Raw genomic sequence first — 23,217 nt, 5'->3', positions numbered from 1 at the left:
TCTGCACTGACTCCAGGCTTGACCGCTCATCGGATCGTCCGACATGTTGATGAGTGCCGTCAAGGGCCATAGGGAGGAAGCAGGAATGTCAGTTTGGCGATCGCTCCGCCGGCGTGCGGGCGTTCTGGGGGCGGCTGCAGCTGTCCTTCTCGGGGGGGGCGCCGGCTACGCGGCGGCCCAGGGGCCCCAGCAGGCACCGTTTCCGAACCGGCCTGTGCAGGTGCTGGTCGGCTTCCCCGCAGGCGGCGGTGCGGACCTGATCGCCCGCGCCATTCAGACGCAGCTCGGAGCGGCGCTCGGGCAACAGATCGTCGTGCGCAACGTCACCGGCGCCGGCGGCACCATCGCCGGGCAGCAGGTCGTGACCGGCAACACGGACGGCCACCTCGCCATTCTCGCTCCGCTCGGCGCCGGCGGCGTGTTCCTGCCGCATGTGCGCACCATCCCGTATGACCTGGAGGCGCTGCGGCCGGTCTGCGGCGTCTATGACGGCCCGGGCACGCTGATGGTGGCGCCCGACAGCCCGATCCGCAGCGTGCACGACCTGATCAGCATGGCGCGCGAGCGGCCGGGCGCGCTGAACTATGGCTCACCGGGGCCAGGCTCGCCGGCGCACGTCGTCATGGCGGGATTCACGCGGGCGGTCGGGATAGAGATGGAGCACGTGCCCTTCCGCGGCTCGGCCGACATCGCCCTGGCGATGCGGGCCGGGCAGGTGCAGGTGTTCACCGATGCCTTCAACATCGGGTCGCAGCTGGACCTGCGGCCGCTCGCCGTGTTCCGTCGCGAGCCGCTGCCGCTCGCGCCCGAGCTGCCGCTCATACGTGAATTCGGCTATGATTTCGAATTCTCGATTCATGGCGGGATCTTCGTGCCGCGCGGCGTCCCGGAGCCGGTCTTCGCCCGCTGGCAGGCGGCCTGCCGCACCGCAGTTGAGGCGCCGGAAACGCGCGATGCCTTCCGCCGCATGGCCGTGCTGCCCATGTTCATGGAGGGTGCGGCCTATGCAGAGAAGCTCCGGCGCGACCACCAGGCCGTCGGCGAGATCGTCCGAGCCGCCGGGGTGCCGCGACAGGACTGAGTAGCTTGCGCTATCGGCGGGGCCACATCACAGGAAGGACATGACGAATAGCCCCGAGCCCATCCAGCGCCGCCGCCTGCACGAGATCCTGGCCGAGCGCCTGCTCGCCGGGATCCGTTCAGGCGACCCGCCACCCGGCCGCGCCCTGCCTTCTGAGCAGGAGCTGATGGCCCGCTTCGGGGTCGGACGACCCACCGTGCGGGAGGCGCTGCTCCGGCTCGAGGCGGCGGGGGTCATCACCATCTCCCATGGCGAGCGGGCGCGGGTCGTCGAGCCATCCGCTTCCCACATCCTCAGCCAGCTGAACGAGAGCATCATCCACCTGCTGGGGGTGGACGCGACCAGCCTCGAGCACCTGAAGGACGCCCGCCTCGCCGTTGAGGAAGGCCTGGTGCGTCGCGCAACTGAGCGAGCGACGGAGGCATCGCTGGCCCGGATCGAGCAGAGCCTGCGCCGGCAGGCGGAGGCGGCGGAGCGCGGCGAGGGATTTCTCGCCGCGGACATGGATTTCCATGTCGCGATCGCCGAGGGCTCGGGGAACCCGCTATTCCCTGTCTTCCTCAAGGCGATGCTGGACTGGGTGAGCGCCTTCCACGGCTCGGCGGTCCGCACGCCCGGCATGGAGCCCGTTGCCATGTCGGAGCATCGCGCGATCTTCGATCGCATTGTGGCCCGCGACGTCGACGGTGCCGTGGCGTCCATGCGCTCCCACCTCCTGCGATCCGCCCGCCTTTTCGGCCGGACGTTCGGCTGAAAGATAGCGCGAGCACCAAGCCGGGCCCCGCTGTCGCCGGCGCTGGCCTCTGAAGAGCCGCCTGCGCGGCCGTGGCAGGAGAGGTCGTGCGCCAAGCTGAGCAGCCGGCGAGACACGTCTCACGGCACCCAGCGAAGGTTGGATCCCGGTTCCTATCGCTGCTCCAGTCGGTTCCCCAACCTCATATTTCCCCTTCCGCTGTGGCGCCGACAACCGCAGGTTTTCTGGGGTTTTGCTGCCTTGGCTTGGGGGTTGGAGAATGTGACGAACGGCGTTTACGTCGCTCCACAGGCCATTCTCTCTCCGAGAGCTTGGGGGTAGCCCGATTTAACCCACAAGCCTTAACCGTATGGAATCGGCTAGCTTCCCAGAAATTGGTAGCCTTAAGTTGGCGGTTCGACTGCTGGCCAATGGCAACTGGGCGAGAACTACTCTGGGCCGCTATGTCGAAGGGCCCGGCGGCGGATGGGACGTCGAGAAGGTCCGCGCGCGGCTGGCCCCGAGCAGCGATCCGGCGCGCAAGACGGCTGCCATCGTGGCGCCGTTACCGGTACAGCCCTCGCCACCGCCGCCGCCGGCGCGACCGGCATTCGTCGCTCCGCCCCTGCCGGAGCCGCTGCCCACGCCCTCAGCCGGCGGCAGCAGCTTCCACAATGCGCGCACCGCCAACGAGATGCTCAAAGCGCAGGAGCGCAAGCTCCGGCTCGATGAGAGGCGCGGCCAACTGGTCGAGAGGGCACGCGCGCTCATGCTGGTGCACCGGCTGGCCAATGGCACCGCCGAGCCGCGCTATACCGTCAACGGTGCCTTCACCCTGGGTGAGGGCAAGATCGCCATCACCCGCAAGCTGGTCGCTGCAATGGCAGGCGCGCTCGTGGTCTCGGACGGTCGCTTCTACATCCATGCCGGGGCGCCGGCGCTGCCGGCCGCGACACTCACCTCGGATGATCTGCGCGGCGATGTCACCATCATCGGCTCGCGCCCGCGGCGCGATCTCTTCAACGGGGTGCGTACCGTCTATGTCGAGCCGGCTGCCGCCTGGCAGCCGACCGATGCACCGCCTCTGCTCGCCAGCAACTACGTCACCGAGGATGGCGGCGAGGCGATCTACCGGGACATGGAGTTCCCCTTCACCACCTCGGCCGCCACCGTCCAGCGCCTGATGAAAATCGAGCTGGAGCGCAACCGCCGCCAGCGCGAGGTGGCGCTGCAGGCGAACCTCTCGGCGCTGCGGCTGCGCCCCTGGGATGGTGTGACGGTGGCGCTGGAACGCCTGACGCCTTTCCCGGCGCGGGTGACGGGCTGGGCGCTGGCGCCTGATGGCGGGGTGAACCTGCAACTGGCCGAGGAGGATCCGGCCGTCTGGGCCTGGAACCCGGCGACAGATGAGCGCGCGACGGGGCAGAGCCCGTCAGTGGTGCTGCCCAACCCCGGCGCGATCGCCGCGCCGGCCGCCATCCTGGTGGAGACGCCGCTGGCAGTGGCCTTCACGGCGATCGCCGTCTCGTGGTCGGCGGTCGGCTCCGCCTATCTGGCCGGTTACGAAATCGAGTTCCGCCCGGCCTCTGTCGCCATTCGGCCGGGCTATGCCGGCCGCGTCGGCGCCACGGCCGTCGCCATCCCGACCGCGGAGCCGACGGCATTCCGGGTATGGGCGCAGGCGCGCAGCGGCGCGGTGTCGGGGTGGCGGGACGCGCTGGTGCCGGCCGCCGCGTCGAGGATCGCCGCGACTGGCATTGCCGGTGGCGTGCGCCTGTCGGGCGGCTTTCCCGCCGATGCCGTGCGGCTGCAGGTCTTCGAGGCCAACAGCGCCAGCCTCGCCGCGGCGTCTAAACTGGCCAGCGGGCCGACCGCGCTGCCTTGGAATCGCACCGGCCTCACCTCCGGCCAGACCCGTTGGTACTGGCTCCGCGCAGTCTCGACCAAGGGCAACGTCTCCGCCTTCGCCGGCCCGGTCACCGCCACCGCCCTCTGATCGGAGAACGCCATGCCAGCGCGCATCGATTACTTGCTGGTCCTCAACGCCAATTTCAACAAGACCGACTTCGCCAAGTACCTGCGCGACCGCGAGGCGGTGCTGCCGAGTGATTTCGGCGGGCTGTGCGACGGCGTGGCCGATGATCGCATCGCCATCCAGGCGGCCTTCGATCGCGCCGGCGCCGACCAGAAATTCGCAATGATCCCGCCCGGCACCTGGAACGTCTCCGGCACCGTCACGCTGCCGGGCGGAGCGCGCGGGCTGATCATGCAGGGGACCATCCGCTACACAGGCACCGCGCCCACCTCCGTGCTGGTACTCGGCGATGGTGGCACCATCCGCAACGCCGAGAAGCTCTACACCGGGCTGAACGTCATCCGGCAGACGCTGTCTGATTGGTTCTCCGAGGCGGATATCGGCATCACGGTGCGTAACGTCGATGCCAGCCAGATCGAGCTGCGCCGCGTGGAAGGCTTCACCATCGGCATGCGGACCCTGGACGACGGCCGCGGCGTCGAGGACAGCACCTTCACGCTCGGGCGCATCGTCAACAACCGCATCGGCCTCGACATCTGGTGCGCGACGGTCACGGCCTGGAACACCTCCGTGCGCTACTATGGCGGCCACTTCGCCCAGGCGACGGGGGTGAATGCCGCGCAGGACCGGTTGGGCGTGCGCTTCGGCAATGAGGCGGGCGCCTATTCCAACCACAACCGCCACGTCTTCGATGTGCCCAACTTCGAGCTGCGCCAGGCCGGCAGCAACATCGCCATCCCCTTCCTGAACCAGACCTCGGGCAGTGCCATCATCGCGCGCAACATGCGCATGGAGGCCTGCTCGCCTTTGGCGGCGCGGCACACCGCCGGGGCGCAGGATTGCGAGTACGACATCGCGTGGACCAACACCTACCTGGTCGGCATCGACTACACCGCCACGGCGAACCGCTGCGGCAATGCGGTGATCAACCGGCATCGCGCGCCGGCGTCCCGGTTCCAGCGCTTCCTGGCCGGCGTGCCGAACACCCGGGCCGCCGCCTTTCGACAGTCGGCGACCGAGGTGGGCGTGGAGGGGCTGATCACTATCGCCGCCTCTACCACCACCGCGACCTTCATCGCGGATTTCTGCTTCAACGGACTGACGGAACTCACGCCGACCGATCGCGCGGTGACGCTGGCGGCGAACCGCGGGCTGGGGTGGATGCTCGACACCTCCCAGGCGAAGGAGTTCGCACTGGCGCATCGGCTGACGAGCGACGCCTCGGGCGGGCGGTTGTTCGTGCGGGTGTTCGACGGCGCAGGGAACGTCCGCGAAGACATCGCGGGTGATGTCCTGGCCTCGATCACCACCATGCAGTGGAACGGGCCGGCCAAGGGTTGAAACGCCGGCGCGCCGATGGACGACGCAAACCTCAATCGGCGGCAGACGATCCGTGTCGGCGCTTCCGTGCCCTATGCGCAGGTGGGGGTGATCGGCTTCGATGGGCCGATCGACCTGCAAGCGCTGCGGCTCTACGGGCTGCCGGAGGCAGCGCCCGCGGTGTTGAACGGCACGCCGTTGCTGACGGGGGCGCTATTCGACTCAGGGCGGCGAGAGTTCGCGGCGGAGGTGTCGTGGGATCTGCCGAGCTTGGCGCCGGGGGCAACCGCGCGGCTCGACGTGACGTTGAATGGGGCAAGGGCGGGCGATCTGGCGCAGGCGTCGCTGGTGTCGTCGACCCGGTTCATCGAGCTCGACGCCGCGGTGTGGTCAAATAACACGGTGCGCGTGATGGCGCGGAACATCTCTGGCGCGACGTTCGATCTGGCGGCGGTGACGCTGTCGGTGGCAGTGGCGAAGCGACGAGTGCCGTGACTTCCTTCATCGATGGACATCCACACAGGGAGGGAGCGCGCCGCGCGACAGCGCACCCCCTCCGCCTCTTTTCCCGGCAAGCCGGGCAACGTCTGGCCGGCCCTATGGCGGCCGGTCTGGTGGCACCAGCGGCTTCGCCGCCATCCCGACCAGCGCCCTCGATCTGCCCTTCGTGCAGCGCCTCCCCGGGAAGAAGGCTGCGGCGCCGCGGCTTCGTCGCGGCGCTGCTGGACCTGGAACCAGTCCGGTTAGGCTGGCCCGCGCGCGAAAGCCAGCAGATCACGGTTCAGCACGTCGGCGTTCACCGTCAGCATGCCGTGCGAGAAGCCCGGATAGGTCTTCAGCGTGCCGTTCCTCAGCAGCCGGACCGCGATCCTGGCCGAGCTGTCGATCGGCACGACCTGGTCGTCTTCGCCGTGCATTACCAGCGTTGGCACGGTGATGGCCTTCAGATCCCCGGTCTGGTCGGTCTCGGAGAAGGCCTTGATGCCCTCGTAATGGGCCTTCGCGCTGCCCATCATGCCCTGACGCCACCAGTTCTGGATCACGCCTTCATGCGCCGTGGCGCCATGGCGGTTGAAGCCGTAAAACGGCCCCGCCGGCACATCGCGGAAGAACTGTGCCCGATTGGCCGCCAGCGCATTGCGGAAGCCGTCGAACACCGCGATCGGCAGCCCACCCGGATAGGCTTCGGTCCTGAGCATGATCGGCGGGATGGCCGCCACCAGCACGGCCTTGGCGACGCGACCGGCGGGCTCGCCGTACTTCGCCACGTAGCGGGCGACCTCACCGCCACCCGTAGAGTGGCCGATATGGACCGCGTTGCGCAGGTCGAGATGCTCGGCCACGGCGAAGGCATCCGCCGCGTAGTGGTCCATGTCGTGCCCGTTGGAGATTTGGGCCGAGCGGCCATGACCGCGCCGGTCATGCGCGACAACACGGTAGCCGTGCTGCAGGAAGAACAGCATCTGCGCATCCCAGTCGTCGGAGGACAGCGGCCATCCGTGATGGAACACGATGGGCTGCGCGTCGCGCGGGCCCCAGTCCTTGAAGAAGATCTCCACACCGTCGCGGGTCGTTAGATTGGGCATGCTGGTTGTTCCTTGTCGGTTGTTGTTGCTCTGTGCTCCGGCCGAGCGCGGCAAGCCGGCGAGCGCGATCATTACGGCCGCCCCCAGCTCGATTGCCTGGCGCCGTGTCCGATCGAGTGCCACGTCCATATTCGTGATTCCCTGGCCTGTTCCGCTGCTCGCGGGCCGCCCCCGCCGCGTCCTGGGGCGGCGGGGCGCGTCGTCGGGTGGCGGCCAAAATCTTTCAGAGAGATCGAGCCGACCGCTGTCGCCCTCGCTGCACAGGGTGATCGCATCCCGGCGAAACGCCTCCACCGCCTCGATGTCGCGGCCGAGCTCCAGCAGGGCGCGGCCTTCGCCCTGCAGCCAGATCCAGCGCATCGGCTCGCTGGCGCCGAAGGCGTCGGCGCGGCGGAACCAGTCGAGCGCCTCCTCGGCGCGGTTCAGATGCAGCAGATTGAGGCCCAGCTCGCGATGGACGAATACCTCAGCGGGGTTGCGCGCCAGCATCGCGTTTGCGGCAATGATGGCATCGTCGAAAGCGCCGCGCGCCCGCAGCAGCCCGAGGCGGCCCTTCAAGGCAAGATAGTGGCCCGGGGCGAACTTCACCGCTCGTCGAAACATGTCCTCCGCCTCGGCAAGCTTCGCGTCACGCGCGGCGGCGGCCTCGGAGGAAATCCCCTCCACGACCGCTTTCACGGCTAGCATGCCGATCCCTGCCAGCGCGTCGGCGTGTCCAGGATCGCGTGCCAATGCGCGGGTGAAATACGCGTGCGCGAGATCCAGATGCTCCTGCAGCGGAGCAGCTCGATAGAAGACGGACCAGCCGAGCAGCATGTAGTCCTCGGCCGTACCGCCACCCGGACGCTCACGTTCAGCGCGCTCCGCCCGGTCGGCATCGGCATTGATGATGCGCGGCGTGATAGAGCGGACAATGCGCCCCACGATCACATACTGAAGCGCCAGAAAGTCGTTCGCACAAGGGAGATCGAAGCGATCCGCCCAGAGATGCGCGCCGGTATCGGCACAGATGAGCTGAAGGTTCACGCGCACGGTGGCATTCACCACCAACACGCTGCCCTCGACCACGTAGCGTACCCGCTGCGCGCGGCCGATTGCGCGCGCGTCGGCCGCGTGCAGGCGATAGGTGTCCGCCGTCACCTGCGCGGCGACAGCGCCGCTGCGCGGGAGGGCGCGCGCCAGGTCGGTGGTGATGCTGTCTGTCAGCGCATCGGCAAACCATTCAGGCGCCGTGCCCTCGCCGCGTCCGGCAAACGGCAACACGAGCACGGACAGAGCCGGCGCCTCTGCGGCTGCATAGGCCGGATGGGTCACTGCCGCCTCGGCAGCGAGGATCGTGACCGGCGCCGTGAACCTGTAGCCGCGCCCTGGGACAGTGGCGATCCAGTCACGGAATGGCCCCAGCGCACGACGCACGGCCGAGATCTGAACCTGGAGGTTGTTCTCCTCGACGATGACGTCGGGCCACACGCTCGCAAGCAGCGCGTCCTTGGTCAGCAATTGCCCGCTAGCGGCCAGCAATTCGCAAAGCACGTCCAATGCGCGACTGCCGAGCTCGACGGGAACGCCTTCGTCGAGCAGGACGCGTTCGCGCATGCGCAGCAGGAAACGGCCGAACGCATAGGCGTCCGGCAGGTTGGCCGGCGAGGCTGGGGCTATGAAACCGTCGAGGGGGAGCATGTCTACATCTTACGCCGCAGCGACCGCTGGCGCGTGTCACTGACCATCGCCGATGGCGAGATGGCGGCGTGGGCGGCAAAAGGAGCGGTGCTCTGACGCGCGCTGCGGTGGGCCTCGTCTTCCGGTCGAGCCACCACGAACGGCTTGGCTGTATTGCGGCCCGCAGCGGCGCCCGCTCGATCGCGGCAGCAGAACAGGAAGAGAGAGATGCGGCAACATTCGGGAACAACACGGATGCCGAAAGCACATGGGCTTCGGCCCGCACGACGCCCTGTCGGCGGTAGAACTTCATCAGCCCCGTACAGTGTGCGAGGAAAGCGTGGCGCTCCATGGCGAAGTTGCCGGTCGGCGAGGGGAACAACCCGACCGTCTCCCAGAGTTCGCCGAGTGCAGCGGCATCGTCGCGGTTGAACGCATCGACGTAATCGACGAAGAAGTCGGCGACTTCCTGGTGAATGCTCATGCTCGCTCCCGATGGGTGAATGGGGGCGCATCGCAACCATTGTCGTAGTGAGGCGAATTACCCGATTGCGTCCGTCGACGCGGCTGAACCACCGACCCTCGGTCAATGTCGTTGTCCTGCCTCGATGATCGCGACGGCGAAGCAGCGTAACGCGCGATCAAAGGGCCCTGGGGCGTCATGCAAGCTGCACATGCCCGCGACAGTACCTTCTCGCCTCTCGGCCTCTTCGGCCAAGGCAACGCAAGAAGCGCGATGCTTTTGGCCAGCAGATGGTGACTTGGCTCGACGGTGGTCATTTGGCTTCGACGCGCCCCTCGGCTGTCCCGCCCGCCAATTCGGCAACCACGCTGTGCCAGCTCTCATCGCCGGGTCGGAAGACGCTCCACAGGAAGGCGGTCGAGACACGCTGGATCACCGCGACGCGTGCTGGCCGCTCATCCGTTGTCTCGCGCGCCTCGTAGTTCGGGATGCCGCCAAGCGAGTGCTCGCCGCCATGAAGCGTGAACAGCGCCTTCGGCGCAGGGCTGCAGTCGTATGCCTCGCGCCACCACTCCGGCCCGCGGAGTGTCATGGCGCCCCTGTCGGCGTCACCTGCGATAATGAGGGCCGGAGCCGTCATGCCCGAGAAGTCCGGGTGCATTAAGGGGAACCGTTGGGCCGCAAACGGGCTCAGATTGGCGCCCCCGGTGCCCGGTATGGTCAGCAGAACCCCTGCCTTGACACGGTCGTCGCGGATGTCGACGACCGATCCGTCGTCAGGATCCGGATGGCGCGCGCCGAGCAGCATGCTCGCGGTCTGCGCGCCCCAGGAATGCCCGGCCACCGCGATCCGATCGGCATCGACGCGGCCAGTAAGTCCCGGCGTGGCGGCAAGAAGCACAGGCAACGCATCCAGGATTCTGACCAGGTCGTTCTCACGATGCCGCCACAGTTGGGGCCGACGCGGGTCATCCTGCGCGAGGCCGACCATGCGCGAGTCCAGGTGCGTAGGCTGGATGACGACGAAGCCCTGCGCTGCCCAGTGATTGACCAGCGGCCCGTAGGCGTACAGCGACTGTCCATTGCCGTGGGAGAACAGGATGATCGGGAGCTCCGACCCTTCGAGCGGTGCAGAGATGCGCAACCGCAGCAGGGCTCCGCGCCCCTCCACGGGCATGCTGACGGGCGCTACCGAGAAGACGGGCCGCGCGATGCCAGCCACATGATCTCCGCCAATGTGGATGGCTTTTTCAGACATGCGTATGTTCCTTACCCCAAGCTGGTAGCGTCATCGAGTGCCACCGCGCCATGCCGCCGCGACAGCCGCGACAGCCGCGCCAACAGCGGCAAGCGCCGCGTCACGCATCGCCATGTCGGCGGCACCCTCGGTGAGGTAGGCAGCCACCAGCAGCGGGCTACCGCCCGGTGGCCACAACAGGCCGACATCGTTGCTTGTGCCGTTCGGCCCCGTCCCGGTGCGTTCCCCGGCTTGCCAACCGGGCGGCAGGCCGGCGCGCAACCGTGCATCCCCCGTGCGGTTTGCCCTTAGCCAGGCCAGGAGTTGCGCGCGGCTACCAGGCGAGAGCACGTCGCCAAGTGTCAGGCGCTGCATCGTCGCCAGCATCGCGGTGGGGGTCGTGGTATCACGCGGGTCGCCCGGCCGCGCCTCGTTCAGCGCGGTCTCCCATCGGTCAAGGGCGCGTGACATCGTCACCGATGCCGCGCAACCAGGCTGTCAGGCCCTCCGGGCCGCCGAGGCCGCGCAGCAGAAGGTTGGCGGCGGTGTTGTCGCTGAGCGTCATCGCCGCCTCGCAAAGCTGGCCTATCGTCATTCCGTTCGCCCCCACATGGCGCTCCGTGACCGGCGAATAGGTCACCAGCTCCTCACGTCCGTAGTGGATGCGGTCATCGAGACGAACGCGGCCAGCATCGACCTGCGCGAGCACAGCGCCGGCGGCGAGCAGCTTGAAGGTGCTGGTCAAGGGAAAGCGCTCCGTCGCTCGATGGCCCGCCGCCTCACCGCTGGCACTGTCGAGCACGGCGACACCGAGCCGACCGCCGCGCGCCGAATCGATCTCGCGCAGGGCGGCCTCGAGCCGCTCGGCACCACCACCCTTCATTGCGAGCGCCGTGAAGGGCACGCCGGCCGCTGCTGCTGAAGTCCCGGCCATCAGTGTCCTGCGCCTGATCATCGTGCGGCCTCGGTGTGCCAAGCCGATGCGTGGACGGACTGGGGCATGCGCAGTCTCCTTGCCTGAACACGATCGGCGTCGTTCACCATCGTCACACCAGCCCCGTCCATCGTGCGGCGAAGGCCAACATGTCGGTGAGTTCCTCGATCAATTGCGGGATCGGCTTGCCGGTGCCGTGGCCGGCGCGCGTATCGATCCGCAGCAAACGAGGGCGGTCGCCAAGATCGGCCGCCTGCAGCGCGGCAACGTATTTGAAGCTGTGGGCGGGCACGACGCGGTCATCCGCCTCGGCGGTCGTGACGAGGATCGCCGGATAGGCCGCACCGGACCGGACACTGTGGTAGGGCGAGTAGCCCAGCAGATTACGGAAGTCCGCTTCATCGGCGGGATCGCCAAACTCGTTGACCCACAGTCGACCGCCGGTGAACCGGTCGAAGCGCAGCATATCCATCACGCCGACGCCGGGCAGCGCCGCGGAGAAGACGTCGGGCCGCTGGTTGACCGCGGCACCCACGATCATTCCGCCATTGGACGAGCCCTGGATCGCGAGACCATTCGGCGCCGCGATGCCTTCGGCTTTCAGGTATTCCCCCGCTGCGATGACATCGTCGAAACTGTTCTGCTTGGCGAGAAGACGGCCGGCATCGTGCCACGCCTTTCCGTATTCCCCGCCGCCGCGAATGTTGGCGACCGCGACGACACCGCCCCGCTCGACCCATGCCAGGAGCGCGGGCGAGTACATCGGGACGACGCTGATCCCATAGCCGCCATAGACATGCAGCATGGTCGGCGCCGGGCCGGTGATGTCGGCGCGTCGGAGGAGGAACATCGGCACCTGCGTGCCGTCCTTCGAGGCGTAGAAGCGCTGCTTCACGACGATGCGTGGGTCGATCGTCACGTCAGCCTTCGCCCATATCGTGCTGACATTTGCGGAGACGTCATAGCGGTGGATCGTGGTCGGTGCATTGAAGCTGGTGAAGGTGAAGAATGCCTCGTTGTCGGCGAGGCGGCCGCGAAAAGCGCCGGCCGTGCCTATGCCGGGCAGCGCCACCGCACCGTCTGGCGTGCCGTCGAGCCGATACCGTCTCACTTCGGTTTTTACATCGACCATGTATGAGGCCACGAGCCGGCCGCCGAGCAGGACCGCATCGCTCAGCGTGCCGTCCTGCTCGGGGACTAGCTCCACGAAGTCCGCATCGGCGGCAGCCAGATCAAAGCTGACAATCCTGCTGCGCGCGGCACCCTGCTGCGTGGCCAGGATGACATTCGTGCCGACGCACCCGATCACAGCCCAGAAGTGATCGAAGTTCGACACGAGCGTACGCGACGGCCAGCCAGGGCGCGAGAGATCGACGATCGTGGGTGTGCTGCCACCCGACCCGGGGGACGAGAAGATCGCCGCGTAGCGGCCATCGTCGGTCACGGTCGCGACATGCACCAGATGCGGCTGGTCGGGCGTCGCATGGACGACTCGGTCCTGCGCCTGCGCGGTTCCGAGCGCATGGAAATGCACGGCATGACCGCCCACCGGCGCCGCGGATCGCGTGTCGTCGGCCGGCGCGGGAAAACCCGAATAGAAGAAGCCGGAGCCATCCTTGGCCCAGGCGAGGGTCGTGAATCGCGCCCAGCGAACCTCGTCCTCCAGAAAGGCGCCGCGCGCGACGTCGAGGACGCGGATCGTGCGCCAGTCGCCGCCGGATTCCTGCACCCCGAAGGCGACAAGCCTGCCGTCCTCGGAGGCTGACCATTCCGCAAGTGCGCGCGTGCCATCGCTTGACCACGCATTCGGGTCGATGAGCACGCGATCAGGTCCGTCCGCCCCCTCACGCATGATGAGCATGGCCTGGTTGGCGAGGCCGGCATTGCGCGTGAAGAAATAGCGTCCGCCCCGCTGCTGCGGCGCGGTGAGCCGCTCGTGGTCGAACAAGGTTGTCAGCCGCGCGTGGAACGACTCCCGCGCCGGCAAGGAAGCGAGATAGGCACGCGCGGTGCGGTCCTGGGCGGCCATCCAGGCAGCGACCTCGCGGTCGCGGCGCGCATCGTTCTCCAGCCAGCGGTAGGGGTCGGCGATCCGGTGGCCGAAACGCTCCTCCACGACATCGCTGCGCCGCGTTTCCGGATAGGTGATTGCGGGCATGGCGGCCTCTGTTGTTTGGCCTTGGGCCATGCGAATGGGAAAAAGGCGCGACAGCGCGGTGGCGAGTGCGGTGCCGAGCATGCCGGACAGCAAGACACGGCGGCGCGACGAGGGCAGTTCTCGCATCGTCACGGATGCACCGGGACGCGCGCGACGACCTTGATCTCGAAGTCGAAGCCCGCGAGCCACGTCACGCCCACCGCGGTCCAGGCCGGGTAGGGCGACGCGGGGAAGACGCGGTCCTTCAACTTCAGCACGGTCTCGAACTGGGCCTGCGGATCGGTGTGGAAGGTTGTAACGTCGAGGACGTCCGCGAAGCCGCAGCCGGCCGCCGCCAGCGTCGCCGCGAGGTTCTCGAAGGCCCGTTCCACCTGGGCCTCGAAGCCGGGCTCGGGTCTGCCATCCGCGCGGCTGCCGACCTGGCCCGAGACGAAGAGCAGGTCGCCGGAGCGGATGGCGGCGGAGTAGCGGTGGGTTTCGTAGAGGGCGTGGCGGCCGGGCGGGAAGACGGGCTCGGGCCTGGTCATGCCGGTGGCTCCCTCGATGCTGGTGTTGGAACCCGCCCGCGCGGGCCGGGCTGCGTCATCGGCCATCACCGAGGGCCGCATTCCCGGCGGCTCGGATCGCGTTCGCAGCGCTGGGCGCGGGCACGGTCGCTGATGATCTGCGCGTTGAGGGCGGTCTCGCTGGCGAGGTTCGCCCGGTAGGCGTTCTCCAGGGAGCCGCCAGCCGAGCCGCACCCCGCGACGAAGAGGCCCATCAGCAGGGCGAGGCCTGCGCGGCGGGAGGTGCGGGAGGCAGGGGCGGGGCGATGGGAAGACATGGTGTTCGACCTTTCGTGGATTGACGGTGTCCGGGCGGTTGGGGCGCGGTCCGGCCGGGGTGGGCGGGCGCTCATGGCGTCGCGCCGGCCGGCGCCGCGGCCATGGCATCCCGCCCCCGCTCCACCCGCGCGAGCAGCACAAGGCTTGCCGCGAGCAGAAGCGCGCCGTTGAGCGGATGGAGCGAGAGGGGCAGCGCGGCGTCCGCCGCACCCAGGGCAACCTGCGCCGCGTAGAGGCCCGCGACGAGGCAGGCCGGTGCCGCGAAGCCGCGCAGCCGCCGCACCAGCAGCGCCCCGCCCAGCAACCCGGCCACCGGCAGAGCCAGCGCAACGCCAAGCGCGGCATGGGCGCCCCAGAGCCCGCCCTCGCGAAACAAGGCCTGGCCCGCGATGAGGAACTGCGCCAGCAGCCCGAGCGGCAGCGCGCGGACCGCCAGCACGAAGGGCGCAGGCGGGGGCAAGGCGCCTGGAATGGACCGCACCGCTCAGGCCTCCGCCGAAAGCGGCAGCAGGCGCGCGTGGGCCGCGACGGCCTGCGCCGTCGCCGCGATCCAGCGGCGCAGCCGTGCGGCATAGGCCTCGCCTGCCGCATCAAGCTCCGCGGGGGAAAGCCGGTTCGCCCGGAACAGCAGATGGGGCCGGGACCAGGCGAGGCCGCAGCGATGGGCAGTCGCCTCCAGCGGCCGCAGCAAGTCCTCGAGCGGGTAGAGGTTCACGCCCGCCGGCCCATAGGCCTCCGGGACATTGCCCGCCGTCGCGGCCACCAGCACGGGCAGGTCGCGAAGCCGCTCGCCTTCCTCGGGACGGGCATAAAACATCCGGCTCAGCACCGCGTCCTGCCAAGCCTTCAGTAGCGGCGGCGTGGAATACCACTGCACAGGGAATTGCAGGACCAGCCGGTCAGCCCGGTGGAGGCGCCGGACCTCTGCGTCCGTGTCGAACACGCCCGTGGGCGCGAGGCGGGCCATGTCGGCGACCTCGACGCCGGGCAAGGGCCGGGCCGCGGCGAGCAGCGCGGCATTCGCCTTGGAGCCCGCAGGATCGGGGTGGAAGAACAGGATCAGGGTTCGGGTCATCGCGGCCTCCGGTGTGCGGGCCGGAAACTGGAAGGCCGTGCGAAATCCCTCCAACAGATAATCTGTATATGTCATTATCCATTCCATGAAGCTTCGCGGCGTAGACCTGAACCTGCTCGTCATCCTCGACGCCTTGCTGGAGGAGGCGCATGTCTCCCGCGCGGCGGACCGGCTCGGCCTGTCGCAGCCCGCCACCTCAAGCGCGCTTGAGCGCTGCCGCCAGCTTTTCGGCGACCGGCTGCTGGAGCGTGCGGCCGGGGGCATGCGCCGCACGCCCCTGGCCGAGGCGCTGCGGCCGAGGCTGCGGGAGGCGCTGGCCGGGCTCGGAGACGTGCTCGACCTGCCGCAGGTGCCACTGGCGGAGCTGCGCCAAACGGTGCGGCTGCTCATGGCCGACAGCCTCGCCGCCCTGCTTCTCGGCCCGCTGGTGGCGGAGCTGGCGCGCAGCGCACCCGGCCTTGATGTGGTCGTGCAGCCCTGGCAGGGCGGGGGTGCCGCGCTGGATGGGCTGGCGCGGGGCACGCTCGACCTCGCTGTCTCGCTGATCCCCCCGGCCGGGCCCGATCTGCGCCGCGTGGAATTGCTGCGCGAGGAGTATGTCGTGGCCATGCGCCGCGGCCACCCGGCCCTGGAAGGCTTCGACCTGGAGCGATGGCTCGCCTACCCCCATGTGCTCGTCTCCACCCGCGGCGATATGCGCGGCGCGCTGGACGAGGCGCTGGCGCGGCATGGACGCACGCGGCGGGTGGGCTGCGTCGTCCCGCACTTTCTGCTGGTGCCGCCGCTGCTGCTGGGCTCGGACCTCATCGCCCTGCTACCGGGCGGGTCCATTCTGGGCGCGATGCGCGAGGGGCTTGCGGTCCTGGAGCCGCCCGTCGCTGTCGAAGGGTTTCCAGTCCACCTGGCCTGGCATCGCCGGCGGGAGGGCGATCCGGCGGTGCGCCACGTGGCGGCGACGCTGCAAGCAGTGGCGCGGGCTGCCACGTGAACAACCGTTGCCGTTCGCGACTTCGCCATTGGCAATCGAGCGGGACGCCACGCGACGGCCTGTTTTGCCCCTGCCTCCGGCGATGAGGACCCGCGCAACCGTCATCAGGCTGCCCCTGCATACGCAGCGGCCGCGGCCTCGGTGCCTCCCAAGGCGGTCAGTACGACGAGCGGGTTCCAGTAGTCGCGGTAGTGCGCAATCCGCCCTTCCCGCAATGTGACCACCGAAATGTAAAGCTGATCGTAGGGAGCACGCGTAGCCACGCCCTCGCCAGTGCAGGAGAACTCGAAGACGACCGTTTCTTTTACGGCATAAACCTTCCCCAGTTCCATGGGCCCGAAGGTGAGCAACGGGCCAAGCCTTTCCAGGTGGGCGGCAAGGGCAGCCTTCCCTTCCAGCCGCTTGGGCAGCCCATCCGGCGCATACGGAAACTCGAAGATGACATCGTGCGTGAACAGGCCGAGCAAGCTGCCCGAAGAGGCGAGCCGGCCACCCAGTGCGGCACGAAGGAGGTCGGAGAAGCTATCGAACTTGTCAGCCATGGTGGAACCTCGCATGGATGAAACGATCTCGTATCGACGATAAAGAAGCGCTCTGGACCAGGTTCTGGTCAGTGCGGCCTCGTCTGTTCGGATCGGACACTGGAAGGCCAGGTGAAATCCTTCCAACAGATGATTTGTATATCCCATTATCCATGTCGTGGAGCTTCGCGACCAAGACCTGAACCTGCGCGTCATTCTCGGCGCCCTGTTGCAGGAGGCCCTTGTCTCCCGCGCGGCGGACCGGCTCGGCCTGTCGCAGCCCGCCACGACCAGCAGGCTCGATGGTGCGCATCGCGCGGGCGCCTCGACCGTGAACACAGGATCTACGATCAGGCGCTGGCGGTGGGCCGGACGACGATCTCGCTCGTATCGACCTCGGGCGGCTGGGCGATCACGTGGGCGATGGCGTCGGCGATCGCTTCGGGCCTGAGAGCGATCCGGCGGTAGGCGACCATCGCCTCCGCCGCGACGGGATCGGTGATCGTGTTCGCCAGTTCCGACTCAACGACGCCCGGATAGACGCAGGTGACACGGATCCTGTCGTTCTCCTGCCGGAGCCCGTCCGAGATCGCCCGCACGGCGTATTTCGTTGCGCAGTAGACGGAAGCGGTCGGCGCCACGCAGAGCCCACCGATCGAAGAGACGTTGATGATCTGCCCGGCACCCTGTCGGTTCATCACCGGCAGGACCGCGGCGATCCCGTAGAGGACTCCCTTGATATTGACATCGACCATGCGGTCCCATTCCTCGACCTTGAGCGAGGCCATGGGCGACAGCGGCATGATGCCGGCATTGTTGATGATGACGTCGATGCGGCCGAACGCTTCGACGGCGGCGTCCGCAAAGCCTTGCACACTCCCGCGCGACGTGACGTCGAGGCCGCGTGCCAGCACCTTGCCGCCCGCGGCCTCGATCTCGGAGGCAAGGCGTTCTAAGCGATCGAGGCGGCGCGCGCCGATCACAACCCTGGCGCCGGCGGCGGCCATCGTGATCGCCGTCCTCTCGCCGATGCCGCTGCTGGCGCCAGTGATGAGAACGACTTTGTCCATTCTATCCGTCACGGCCTGAACTCCCTTGCTCGTCCGACGCGGAGTTCTTGGCCGATTGGCGCTCGGCTGCGGTAGACCAATTGTCCGGAGTCCCTGCACGATTGTCCGAATGAGGCCGATTGCTTCTTTCCCCTGCCCTGCTCTCATGGGATACGGGGCCATGAACCAGCTCGCGGTGCTCACGGAGACACTGACCCGTCACGCCCCTGCGGACGGCACCTATCCATGCGCATTGCCGGGCGTATCCCTGTTGCGTTCGTCGACGCCGACGATGCCGATGCCCGTCGTCTACGAGCCGACGCTGTGCATCGTCGCGCAGGGGCGCAAGCGCGCCGTGCTGGGTGCGACCACCTTCATCTATGACGCGGCAAGCTATTTGATCGCGTCGGTGGACCTGCCGGTCATGGGATCGGTGATCGAGGCGAGCGCAGAGCGGCCCTATCTCTGCCTGCGTCTCGACCTCGATATGACGGCGCTCGGAGAGTTCGCGATCCGCTATCCCGCAACCCGCACCGAGGCTGAGGGCCTTGCTGCTGGGATCGCGCTGAACCGGACAACGCCGGCGCTGCTCGACGCCGCGACCCGGCTCGCGGGCCTGCTGGACACGCCGGACGACATCGAGGCGCTTGCGCCGCTGTTTATCCGCGAAATCCTCTATCGCCTTCTGACCGGGGACAGCAGCGCCACGATCCGGCAGATGGCGCGCGCCGACAGCCGCCTCAACCAGATTGCCCGCGCGATCGTCTGGCTGAAAACGCATTTTCGGGAGGCCTGTCCGATCGGGGAATTGGCCGAGATGGCGGGCATGAGCCGCTCCACCTTCCACGCCCATTTCAAGGCGATCACGTCGATGAGTCCGCTCGAGTTCCGCACGCATCTCCGCATGCATGAGGCGCAGCGGCTCATGGTCGGCGATGCCGTGGACGCCGCAGGCGCGGGCTTCAGCGTCGGATACGGCAGCCCTTCGCAATTCAGTCGCGACTACACCCGCATCTTTGGCATGCCTCCGGCCAGACATGCTGACCGACTGCGCAACATCGTAGAAACCCGGCCCGAATCGCAGGAGTTGGCGTCCGGCTGGAGCAAGAAACCCATCCACTTGGACGCATAGTGCTGTGGTCGCCGTCAGCGGTGGCACTGCCCGTTTGCGCGATGTCGCGACGGAGGCCATCTAGGCCTGGGTCGCGGCGCACCGCGAAACCTTCGAGGGGGTGTATATCGTCCTCATGCGACGCGAGGTGAGGCTCGGCTGAGGCAAGCGCGGATGGTCGCGCGACTGCCATGGCAGGAGGTCTTGCGGCACCTGGATCCGGCGCGGCGGCTCGATCCCTTCGATCCGCGGGTCGCCGGCACGCCGGCGCTCGGGCTCGACCTGCCCGGCAGCGACCTCGACATCCCCTGCCACGCGCCGGATCCCAATGCGTTTCTCGCCGTGTTCTGGCCGCTCTGCTGCGGCTGGCCGGGCTTCGCGTTGTGGCAATGGCGCGGCGCGTACCGCCCGCTGGTGGCGCGCTTCCAGGCCGGCGGCTGGGAGGTCGTGATCTTCGCCGCCGGCGAACCGGTCGAACAGCAGATGGCCTGGCGGCACGCTCGCATCGAGGCCGGGCTGCTGCGAATTGGCGGCACGGCGCTTCGAGACCGCGTGAGGGATCGGCGGCGGCAGGGTATGAAGACCGAGCCTGCCTTCGCGGCGGTGCTGGGGCTTGAGGGGGACCCGTATCGCGCGCAGCTCGCATGCGAGGCTTTCGACGACGACGCGCTGCGGCGGCTGGTCTAAAGTGCGGGGCAGGCACCAGGCCGGCGATGACGCACCCGATACGAATCATGCCGGCGGTCGGACGCCAAGGCAGGCGGGCTGATCGGACAACATCTTGGCTCGCAGCCGAGCGATCGAGACCTGCCTCTCTTTCTGCCCAGCGCGTCATGACCCGGCGCTTGCGCAGCCTCAGGGCAACGGCGCTTGAGCGCCCACCGCCCAGAGAAGGTTGGAATCGGGTTCCCACCGCTGCTCCAATTTCCCCAGCCAACTCAGGCATTTATGACCCCCCTCACCGGGCCGCCTACCCGGAACACTCGTTCCTGGGGGCCGGGTTAGGGTGCCGTTTTTCAGCAGCTGTGGGCGGTTTGGGGCGAACCTGGGCGAACAAGCGACGGGTAGGCGGCCCTCAGGTTGCTGGATCGAAGGGCCGGAATACAGCGCCGCCATTCGGCCTGGCAGAGCCGGATACGCCAGGCAACCAGAACCTAAATTTTAAATCACCGCGGAATTGACGGTTCGCCACTCAATGCCGAGTGAGATACGAGGATTACCGCGTACCGCCTCGTCCAGTCTTGGTTTCCTGAGCAGCACTTGATGGCGGCGTCAGAAACGCGTCGAACCGTTTCTTCACTACCGCATAACATTCGCAGGACGCCGCCTCCAAGCCGGGTCGATTCACCACCTGCATCAAACCGCGCCGATAGTTGATGAAACCTTGATTTTGCAAAGATTGAGCAGCCAGCGTGACCGATGTCCGGTTCGCTCCCATTATGCGCGCAAGAAACTCATGCGTGTAGGTCAGCTTGGTTCCTTCTGCACGATCATGCATCATCAGGAGCCACCGACACAGTCGCTCCTCCACGGTGTGGAGAGAGTTGCACGCCACAGTTTGCATCACTTGCGACAATAGCGTCTCCGAAAAACTTACAAAAAGATCTTGCAAATGTTTGCTTTTTTGGAATTCATCCCGCAGCAATTCAATCTCGCATCGCACCATCGGCCCTTGAAGCTGGACAGTGCATCTATTGAATGAAACGCGGCTGTACATTGCTGCAAATATCCCAAATGCGCCCTCTCGCCCAATGTTCGCGCACTCGATTTCAGACCCATTTTCCAAAACGGTCAGGAGCGACAAAACGCACCCTTCTGGAAAATACGCATGCCTTAATATACCCCCCGCCTCGCAAACCGTTGTTCCGAGCTTCATCTCCACGGGCTCCATGCGGCGCATGATCCTGGCCCGAACATCAGGCTCGAAAGCGCCAAGAAGCTGATTTTTGTGTAAAAGCTTGTCGACCTGCGGCGCCTTCATAAGATTTAATTCCTTGCCGTAAATGAATCTCTTTAGAGATGATTTCTCGCGCCAGCATTCTGGAAAGCGTTGATATCAGAGGTCGTGGCTTTGCCACTCCAGCCGATGGCATCGGCTTCAGCAGCGGCTGCCCCGCCCCCGAGCAGAATTCTCCGCCAGCCTGTGGCTGGCCAACGAGCAAACGCTGCGGTTGCGTGATCGGTTGCGCCCGTCCGTTGGAGAAACAACAGACAGCAGCGGCAAAACACGCTTCCGTGTGGGCCCAATTAATGCAGGCCTTCTGCCAGATGATGCTGAGTACAATTGTCGGTCGATGTGTTGGAGTGCCGGAAGCATCCGACCGGCGCCCAGGAGCCGAGGCGCCGCTGTCGCTGGAGCTCCGGCTAGTGTCCTACCCTGCCGACGAGCGGGGCCAACTGCTGACCCGACAGATGGTGAACCACCTCGTTGCGGACGCCGTGGTGGGCGTTGGTCTGGCCGCTGTCCAACCCCGCACGCTGCGCCATTGCTGCGGCTTCGCGCTCGCCGACAGAAGCCACCACTTGCAACCGACCCAGGACAACCCCGGCCACTGCGACCTTCGGCACACGGTCCACGACATCCGTACATGGGGCCGCCGCTCTGCGGGCTTCTGGCAGTGAACGACTTCGCGGATCGTCACCTCTGGCCGACCGGTGGCAGCGACGCGCCGCTTCGCGCCGTGCTCGAGCAAGCGCCGCTTGCCATCGTGTTCATTGGCACCGCTGGCGAAATCCTGTTTCGCAACGCCATGTTCGACAAGCTTTGGGGCCACCAGGCGCACAACAAGGCGACCCGCATCTATAGCGATGACGATCAGCGATATCATCTCGACGGCCGGCCGGTCGCGTCGGAGGAGTGGCCTGGCGCGCGTGCCGTGCTGAAGGGCGAAGTGGTCGAGGATGAAGTCCTTGAAATCGTGCAGACCAGCGGGCGCCGGTTCTTCTGCTGGTTTGCCGCCAGCCCGATTCGTGATGAGGCGGGCCGAATTTCAGGTGGCGTTGTGCTGTTACGCGACGTTTCCGAGGAACGCCGAACCCAGGAGGTGCTGACGCGCGGCCGTGAGGAGATGGAGTCAAGGTTCACCGAGCGGACGTTCCAGATGATGACGGCCGAGGATGGTTTTCGGCAGGCGCAGAAGATGGAGGCGGTTGGCCAACTTACCGGGGGCATCGCGCACGACTTCAACAACATGCTCCAGGGCGTCACCGGCGCGCTGGATATGGCGCGACGACGCATGCAGGCCGGACGGCTGGACGATGCGGCGCGTTATATCGACGCTGGGCGCGACGCTGCCGCGCGAGCCGCCGGACTGACGCAGCGGCTGCTGGCCTTCGCGCGGCGCCGCCCGCTTGACCCGAGGTTGGTCGACGCGGACGCATCGATCACGGGGATGGCAGACCTGATCCGCCGCACAGTCGGCCCCGGGATCATGCTGGACCTGAGGCTGCGCGATGGCGCCGGGAGAGTGCTGTGCGACGCGGGCGAGCTGGAAAGCGCTCTGCTGAACCTCTGCATAAATGCGCGCGACGCCATGCCGGAAGGCGGGCGGCTCACGGTTGGCACGGAGGACGTTTGGCTCTCGGCGGCGGACGTCCCGGACGGTGAGGCTGGGGCGGGACCCTACGTGGTGGTAACGGTCGCGGACACTGGGATCGGTATGGCTTCGGACGTGCGGGCGCGGGTGTTCGAGCCGTTCTTCACCACCAAGCCGCATGGCGAGGGCACCGGGCTGGGGCTGAGCCAGGTCTGGGGCTTCGCGCGGCAGTTGGGTGGAGTGGCCCGGATCGAGAGCGTGCCCGGGCGGGGCACCACGGTCCGCCTCCTGCTGCCGCTGCATGAAGGCGCGACGCCAGAGGACATACAGCCGGGGCCGGCGCCTCCCCCTCCGACCGGCGCGGGTGGGACCGTGCTGCTGGTGGAAGACCAGGACGCAATCCGCGGGCCGGCAGCTGACCGGCTGCGCGAGCTTGGCCACACGGTGCTGGAGGCGCGGGATGGGCCGGAGGCGCTGCGCATCCTGGCAAGTGCCCGCCCGGACTTGATGGTCACCGACGTCGGCTTGCCGAACGGCATGAACGGGCAGCAGGTGGCTGAGGCCGCGCGCGAACGCGTCCCGGGACTGCCGGTGCTGTTCATCTCCGGCAACGCCGGCACGGCACTGCCGCCAGGGATGGAGGTGATCGACAAGCCGTTCGATCTCGACACCCTGGCGCGGCGGGTGGAGGCGCGCTTGTTGGCGCATCGGAGCGGAGCGGCGGGAGCGGCTTCCTAGGCTTGACCGGGATTCGCTTTGTGGCCATTGCGCCGGAGTTGTCGCCGACGGCTGCCCATTGGGAGCGGCAGCACTTTCAAAAATGCCGCCACCAAATCTTACGCTTAGCGGGCGCGTTGGGGCCGATCATTCGAATCCCTTTATCGCAGAGGTAGCCACGCAGGAAGGA

21 protein-coding genes and 1 pseudogene are annotated in these 23,217 nt (G+C 67.5%); 10 read left to right on the top strand and 12 right to left on the bottom strand.

Going from position 1 to position 23,217, the window contains the following annotated elements; translation table 11 throughout:
• The first annotated feature begins 49 nt into the window (after positions 1 to 49).
• The 5 genes from J3S20_RS13590 (at position 50) to J3S20_RS30220 (ending at position 5,664) form a co-directional block, all read left to right on the top strand.
• The gene (locus J3S20_RS13590; protein WP_216837001.1) at positions 50 to 1,081 is read left to right on the top strand and encodes a Bug family tripartite tricarboxylate transporter substrate binding protein; all 1,032 of its coding nucleotides are present in this window, start codon (positions 50 to 52) and stop codon (positions 1,079 to 1,081) included.
• A 40-nt stretch (positions 1,082 to 1,121) separates the two neighbouring features.
• Positions 1,122 to 1,835 carry an FCD domain-containing protein gene (locus tag J3S20_RS13585; RefSeq protein WP_216837000.1) on the top strand — a complete coding sequence of 238 codons (714 nt, stop codon included), beginning with the start codon at positions 1,122 to 1,124 and terminating at the stop codon, positions 1,833 to 1,835.
• Between the two features lie 388 nt (positions 1,836 to 2,223).
• Positions 2,224 to 3,810 (top strand): phage tail protein, encoded by a 1,587-nt coding sequence (locus J3S20_RS30825; RefSeq protein WP_281419513.1) that lies wholly within the window; start codon positions 2,224 to 2,226, stop codon positions 3,808 to 3,810.
• Positions 3,811 to 3,822: 12 nt separating this feature from the next.
• Positions 3,823 to 5,190: a glycoside hydrolase family 55 protein gene (locus J3S20_RS13575; protein WP_246602737.1), complete on the top strand. Its 1,368-nt coding sequence runs from the start codon at positions 3,823 to 3,825 to the stop codon at positions 5,188 to 5,190.
• 15 nt (positions 5,191 to 5,205) lie between these two features.
• Positions 5,206 to 5,664: a hypothetical protein gene (locus J3S20_RS30220; RefSeq protein ID WP_246602736.1), complete on the top strand. Its 459-nt coding sequence runs from the start codon at positions 5,206 to 5,208 to the stop codon at positions 5,662 to 5,664.
• Between the two features lie 248 nt (positions 5,665 to 5,912).
• Here J3S20_RS30220 and J3S20_RS31380 read toward each other — a convergent pair whose 3' ends face one another.
• Complete coding sequence (locus J3S20_RS31380; protein WP_216836999.1) at positions 5,913 to 8,435, bottom strand: alpha/beta fold hydrolase; 2,523 nt, start codon at positions 8,433 to 8,435, stop codon at positions 5,913 to 5,915.
• A gap of 247 nt (positions 8,436 to 8,682) precedes the next feature.
• Here J3S20_RS31380 and J3S20_RS13565 point away from each other — a divergent pair, with 247 nt between their 5' ends.
• Complete coding sequence (locus J3S20_RS13565) at positions 8,683 to 8,946, top strand: hypothetical protein (RefSeq protein ID WP_216836998.1); 264 nt, start codon at positions 8,683 to 8,685, stop codon at positions 8,944 to 8,946.
• 244 nt (positions 8,947 to 9,190) lie between these two features.
• Here J3S20_RS13565 and J3S20_RS13560 read toward each other — a convergent pair whose 3' ends face one another.
• The 7 genes and pseudogenes from J3S20_RS13560 to J3S20_RS13530 all read right to left on the bottom strand — a co-directional run bounded on the left by J3S20_RS13560 (position 9,191) and on the right by J3S20_RS13530 (position 15,105).
• The gene (locus tag J3S20_RS13560) at positions 9,191 to 10,135 is read right to left on the bottom strand and encodes an alpha/beta hydrolase family protein (protein WP_216836997.1); all 945 of its coding nucleotides are present in this window, start codon (positions 10,133 to 10,135) and stop codon (positions 9,191 to 9,193) included.
• 30 nt (positions 10,136 to 10,165) lie between these two features.
• A pseudogene (bla, locus tag J3S20_RS13555) lies at positions 10,166 to 11,048 on the bottom strand (class A beta-lactamase).
• Positions 11,049 to 11,160: 112 nt separating this feature from the next.
• On the bottom strand, positions 11,161 to 13,287 hold the full coding sequence (locus J3S20_RS13550) for a prolyl oligopeptidase family serine peptidase (protein WP_216836996.1): 2,127 nt from the start codon (positions 13,285 to 13,287) through the stop codon (positions 11,161 to 11,163).
• A gap of 47 nt (positions 13,288 to 13,334) precedes the next feature.
• Positions 13,335 to 13,733: a RidA family protein gene (locus J3S20_RS13545; RefSeq protein ID WP_216836995.1), complete on the bottom strand. Its 399-nt coding sequence runs from the start codon at positions 13,731 to 13,733 to the stop codon at positions 13,335 to 13,337.
• Positions 13,734 to 13,798: 65 nt separating this feature from the next.
• Positions 13,799 to 14,029 (bottom strand): hypothetical protein, encoded by a 231-nt coding sequence (locus tag J3S20_RS13540; RefSeq protein WP_216836994.1) that lies wholly within the window; start codon positions 14,027 to 14,029, stop codon positions 13,799 to 13,801.
• 71 nt (positions 14,030 to 14,100) lie between these two features.
• Positions 14,101 to 14,490 (bottom strand): DUF6220 domain-containing protein, encoded by a 390-nt coding sequence (locus J3S20_RS13535; RefSeq protein WP_216836993.1) that lies wholly within the window; start codon positions 14,488 to 14,490, stop codon positions 14,101 to 14,103.
• 24 nt (positions 14,491 to 14,514) lie between these two features.
• On the bottom strand, positions 14,515 to 15,105 hold the full coding sequence (locus J3S20_RS13530; RefSeq protein ID WP_216836992.1) for an NAD(P)H-dependent oxidoreductase: 591 nt from the start codon (positions 15,103 to 15,105) through the stop codon (positions 14,515 to 14,517).
• 85 nt (positions 15,106 to 15,190) lie between these two features.
• Between J3S20_RS13530 and J3S20_RS13525 the strand changes: the two genes are divergently transcribed.
• Positions 15,191 to 16,093, top strand: coding sequence for a LysR family transcriptional regulator (locus J3S20_RS13525; protein ID WP_216836991.1), 903 nt, complete (start codon positions 15,191 to 15,193; stop codon positions 16,091 to 16,093).
• Between the two features lie 104 nt (positions 16,094 to 16,197).
• On the opposite strand, the gene J3S20_RS13520 is transcribed toward J3S20_RS13525, so the two are convergent.
• The 3 genes from J3S20_RS13520 to J3S20_RS13510 are packed head-to-tail and all read right to left on the bottom strand — an operon-like array spanning position 16,198 to position 17,684.
• Positions 16,198 to 16,635 (bottom strand): nuclear transport factor 2 family protein, encoded by a 438-nt coding sequence (locus tag J3S20_RS13520; RefSeq protein WP_216836990.1) that lies wholly within the window; start codon positions 16,633 to 16,635, stop codon positions 16,198 to 16,200.
• Complete coding sequence (locus J3S20_RS13515; RefSeq protein ID WP_216836989.1) at positions 16,628 to 16,927, bottom strand: hypothetical protein; 300 nt, start codon at positions 16,925 to 16,927, stop codon at positions 16,628 to 16,630. The genes J3S20_RS13520 and J3S20_RS13515 overlap by 8 nt, the downstream gene beginning before the upstream one ends.
• A gap of 37 nt (positions 16,928 to 16,964) precedes the next feature.
• On the bottom strand, positions 16,965 to 17,684 hold the full coding sequence (locus J3S20_RS13510; RefSeq protein WP_216836988.1) for an SDR family oxidoreductase: 720 nt from the start codon (positions 17,682 to 17,684) through the stop codon (positions 16,965 to 16,967).
• A 160-nt stretch (positions 17,685 to 17,844) separates the two neighbouring features.
• Here J3S20_RS13510 and J3S20_RS13505 point away from each other — a divergent pair, with 160 nt between their 5' ends.
• Positions 17,845 to 18,795 carry an AraC family transcriptional regulator gene (locus J3S20_RS13505; protein ID WP_216836987.1) on the top strand — a complete coding sequence of 317 codons (951 nt, stop codon included), beginning with the start codon at positions 17,845 to 17,847 and terminating at the stop codon, positions 18,793 to 18,795.
• A gap of 183 nt (positions 18,796 to 18,978) precedes the next feature.
• Positions 18,979 to 19,461 (top strand): DUF4269 domain-containing protein, encoded by a 483-nt coding sequence (locus J3S20_RS13500; RefSeq protein WP_246602735.1) that lies wholly within the window; start codon positions 18,979 to 18,981, stop codon positions 19,459 to 19,461.
• A 529-nt stretch (positions 19,462 to 19,990) separates the two neighbouring features.
• Here J3S20_RS13500 and J3S20_RS13495 read toward each other — a convergent pair.
• Positions 19,991 to 20,755, bottom strand: a complete 765-nt coding sequence (locus J3S20_RS13495) for a Crp/Fnr family transcriptional regulator (protein WP_216836985.1) — start codon at positions 20,753 to 20,755, stop codon at positions 19,991 to 19,993.
• 637 nt (positions 20,756 to 21,392) lie between these two features.
• Between J3S20_RS13495 and J3S20_RS13490 the strand changes: the two genes are divergently transcribed.
• Positions 21,393 to 23,048 (top strand): ATP-binding protein, encoded by a 1,656-nt coding sequence (locus J3S20_RS13490; protein WP_216836984.1) that lies wholly within the window; start codon positions 21,393 to 21,395, stop codon positions 23,046 to 23,048.
• The last annotated feature ends 169 nt before the right edge of the window (positions 23,049 to 23,217 follow it).

Source organism: Falsiroseomonas tokyonensis, assembly GCF_019024325.1.
GTDB classification, from domain to species: domain Bacteria; phylum Pseudomonadota; class Alphaproteobacteria; order Acetobacterales; family Acetobacteraceae; genus Falsiroseomonas; species Falsiroseomonas tokyonensis.
This window is presented reverse-complemented; position numbering and strand designations above follow the sequence as displayed.

What these genes read in the sequence shown, in the direction of transcription:
- J3S20_RS13550 (WP_216836996.1), bottom strand. Translation starts at nt 13,287, where the DNA reads ATGCTCGGCACCGCACTCGCCACCGCGCTGTCGCGCCTTTTTCCCATT.
- J3S20_RS13505 (WP_216836987.1), top strand. Translation starts at nt 17,845, where the DNA reads ATGAACCAGCTCGCGGTGCTCACGGAGACACTGACCCGTCACGCCCCT.
- J3S20_RS13520 (WP_216836990.1), bottom strand. Translation starts at nt 16,635, where the DNA reads ATGGCTGACAAGTTCGATAGCTTCTCCGACCTCCTTCGTGCCGCACTG.
- J3S20_RS13575 (WP_246602737.1), top strand. Translation starts at nt 3,823, where the DNA reads ATGCCAGCGCGCATCGATTACTTGCTGGTCCTCAACGCCAATTTCAAC.
- J3S20_RS13540 (WP_216836994.1), bottom strand. Translation starts at nt 14,029, where the DNA reads ATGTCTTCCCATCGCCCCGCCCCTGCCTCCCGCACCTCCCGCCGCGCA.
- J3S20_RS13510 (WP_216836988.1), bottom strand. Translation starts at nt 17,684, where the DNA reads ATGGACAAAGTCGTTCTCATCACTGGCGCCAGCAGCGGCATCGGCGAG.
- J3S20_RS31380 (WP_216836999.1), bottom strand. Translation starts at nt 8,435, where the DNA reads ATGCTCCCCCTCGACGGTTTCATAGCCCCAGCCTCGCCGGCCAACCTG.
- J3S20_RS13530 (WP_216836992.1), bottom strand. Translation starts at nt 15,105, where the DNA reads ATGACCCGAACCCTGATCCTGTTCTTCCACCCCGATCCTGCGGGCTCC.
- J3S20_RS13585 (WP_216837000.1), top strand. Translation starts at nt 1,122, where the DNA reads ATGACGAATAGCCCCGAGCCCATCCAGCGCCGCCGCCTGCACGAGATC.
- J3S20_RS13515 (WP_216836989.1), bottom strand. Translation starts at nt 16,927, where the DNA reads ATGCGCACCATCGAGCCTGCTGGTCGTGGCGGGCTGCGACAGGCCGAG.
- J3S20_RS13590 (WP_216837001.1), top strand. Translation starts at nt 50, where the DNA reads ATGAGTGCCGTCAAGGGCCATAGGGAGGAAGCAGGAATGTCAGTTTGG.
- J3S20_RS13545 (WP_216836995.1), bottom strand. Translation starts at nt 13,733, where the DNA reads ATGACCAGGCCCGAGCCCGTCTTCCCGCCCGGCCGCCACGCCCTCTAC.
- J3S20_RS13495 (WP_216836985.1), bottom strand. Translation starts at nt 20,755, where the DNA reads ATGAAGGCGCCGCAGGTCGACAAGCTTTTACACAAAAATCAGCTTCTT.
- J3S20_RS13560 (WP_216836997.1), bottom strand. Translation starts at nt 10,135, where the DNA reads ATGTCTGAAAAAGCCATCCACATTGGCGGAGATCATGTGGCTGGCATC.
- J3S20_RS30220 (WP_246602736.1), top strand. Translation starts at nt 5,206, where the DNA reads ATGGACGACGCAAACCTCAATCGGCGGCAGACGATCCGTGTCGGCGCT.
- J3S20_RS13525 (WP_216836991.1), top strand. Translation starts at nt 15,191, where the DNA reads ATGAAGCTTCGCGGCGTAGACCTGAACCTGCTCGTCATCCTCGACGCC.
- J3S20_RS13565 (WP_216836998.1), top strand. Translation starts at nt 8,683, where the DNA reads ATGGGCTTCGGCCCGCACGACGCCCTGTCGGCGGTAGAACTTCATCAG.